The organism is Pseudomonas sp. XP1 (assembly GCF_053557675.1).
In genome coordinates this window covers 46,421-48,869 of sequence record NZ_JBNRIJ010000002.1, presented here as the reverse complement: position 1 = coordinate 48,869, position 2,449 = coordinate 46,421, and the positions used below count along the sequence as shown (strand labels likewise).

Annotated in this window: 2 protein-coding genes; both read right to left on the bottom strand. The window is 62.6% G+C overall.

Features of this window, described 5'->3' with window-relative positions:
• Positions 1-75: 75 nt before the first annotated feature.
• Positions 76-1,452 carry a purine-cytosine permease family protein gene (locus ACK1U9_RS02510; protein ID WP_108481274.1) on the bottom strand — a complete coding sequence of 459 codons (1,377 nt, stop codon included), beginning with the start codon at positions 1,450-1,452 and terminating at the stop codon, positions 76-78.
• Positions 1,453-1,524: 72 nt separating this feature from the next.
• Positions 1,525-2,406, bottom strand: coding sequence for a carboxylate/amino acid/amine transporter (locus ACK1U9_RS02505; protein WP_046614672.1), 882 nt, complete (start codon positions 2,404-2,406; stop codon positions 1,525-1,527).
• Between the last annotated feature and the right edge of the window lie 43 nt (positions 2,407-2,449).

The following is a 2,449-nucleotide window of genomic DNA, read 5'->3' as shown; positions in this document are numbered from 1 at the left end:
ATCAACGCTGCACCTGTGGAAGCTGGCTTGCCGGCGATGGGCCGCAACGCGGCCCCTTTCCGTGTCAGGGCCGAGTCAGGGGTGCGCATTCATGGCTGTCGAAAGCCGGTTGCTCCTGCGCCCATGGACCATGCAATACAGCGCACCGGCCAGGATCAACCCCATCGCCCAACTGATATCCGCCCCCAGCCACTCGGCCACGAAGCCCGTGTAGAACGACAGTTTCATGAACGGGATGGTACCGATGATCGACACGGCGTACACCGCCAGGCTTCGACGATTGAAGCATCCATAACGCCCCTTGGCGTCATACAGCGCCCCCACATCATAGTTGCCCCTGCATACCCAGTAGTAATCCACCAGGTTGATGGCGCTCCATGGGATCAGCAGGTACAGCTGGCCGATCAGGATGTCGGCAAAGAACGTATCGAAATTGTACTGGGTGGCGATGGCGATCAGCGTTGCCGCTGCGGTCAGCCCTGCCATTACCAAGGCCTTGGCCGTCGCGGTAACGCGCCGGATGGTCTTGAAGGCGCCAAAGATCGTGACCGACGACATATAGGCGCTGTACAGGCACAGGACGTTGTACTGGATCACCCCCAGCGCGATCACTGCCAGCGCCAACGGCGCCCACGGGCCGAACAACGCGGCAATGGCTGTGGCCGGGTCATGCCCCAGTGCCGAGGGCAATTCCACCGCCACCAGCGCGCCGAGCGCCATCATGGCGAAGGAACCCAGCGCACAACCGCAATAGGTGGCCCAGAACGTGGCGCGGGGGTTGACGTTGGCCGGGAGGTAGCGCGAGTAATCGGCCACATAGGGGCCATACCCCAGCGTCCAGGAGGCCGACTGGGCCACGATCAGGTTGAAGGCGGTGAACGAGAAGCCGGTACTCACTGCCGTTGTGGTTGCCATGTCGCCGGGGTGCAACAGAATCAGCACCAGGGCGCCGGCAAAAACCAGCGTGGACAACAGGCTCATCCACGCGCCCAGGCGGTGGATCAGCTCGTAGCCGACAAAGCCGATGACAAAGGTCAGCAAGCCGACCACCACGATCGCCTGGTCATCGCTCATGGGTACCAGCGCCTGCAGGGCATTGCGCATCAGCACGCCGCTGGCGGCGAGGAACAGGACTGCGGCCGTGACCATCACCAGCAGAGGGAGCGCGGCACCATGGACACCGAACTGGGCCCGGCTCTGGATCATCTGTGGCACGCCCAGGTGAGGCCCCTGGGCAGAGTGCGCGGCCATGAACACGGTACCGATGAGGTTGCCGACCAACAGGCCCAACAAGGTCCAGCCAAGGCTTAGCCCCGATGCAATGCCCAGGGTGCCGACCATCAGCGCGGTTATCTGGAAGTTGGAGCTGAACCAGATAGTGAACAATCGTTTAGGCGTGCCATAACGCTCTGCGTGTGGGACAAATTCGATACTTCGCGCTTCTAGCTTCACGCCGGTCTCCCGATTTTGTTTTCCGGATTATCGGGTAGGGACCGGCGGAATTTGGGTTCAGTAACGAACGCGTCATAGCTGACTGCGCCATGGCTTGCTTGATAACGTCAGGGTACCCAGGCGGCTCATCCACACCGACGCCAGGATCACTGCCCCGCCGATGAACAGCCTGCCCAATGGCTCGTCCTGGTTCCAGATCAGCAGATTGAGCAGCAACCCTACCGGCACATGCAGGTTGTTCATCACCGCCAGCGTGGCCCCAGATACCAGGCACGCGCCCTTGTTCCACCAGTACAGGCCCAGCGCCGTCGGGCACAGCCCCAGGAACAGCAGCACCAGCCACTGCACGTTGGTGGTCGGCAGGTGCTGGACGTTGCCAAACAGCAGGAAGGCCGGCAACACCACGATCAACGCGCCCAGGTAGAAGTAGCCAAAACGCTTGTAGTGCGGCAAGTCGCTGGGGTGGCGTGCTACCAGGTGGCGGTACAGCACCTGGCCGGCGGCGTAGGTGAAGTTGGCCAGTTGCAGCAGCAGGAAGCCGATGAAGAACTCGCCGCTGATGGTGTCGAAGCGGATCACCGCCGCGCCGGCCACCGCCACCAGCGCTGCCAACAGGGCCCACGGGTTGAAGCGCCGGCTCATGGCGTCTTCGATCAGCGTCACGTGCAACGGCGTGAGAATGGTGAACAGCAGCACCTCCGGCACGGTGAGCACGCGAAAGCTCAGGTACAGGCAGACGTAGGTGATGCCGTACTGCAGCGCGCCGATCAGCAGCATCGAGCGCATGAAGCGCGGCTCGACCTGGCGCCAGCGGGTCAGCGGCAGGAATACCAGGCCAGCCAGCACTACCCGCGCGAGCACGGCAAAGTAGCTGTCGACGTGCCCGGCCAGGTACTCGCCGATCAGGCTGAAGGAAAACGCCTGGATCAGCGCGACGATTATCAGGTAGCCCATGGTTGCCTCTCGTGGATCAAGGCCGCGACCTTAGCGGGTTGCG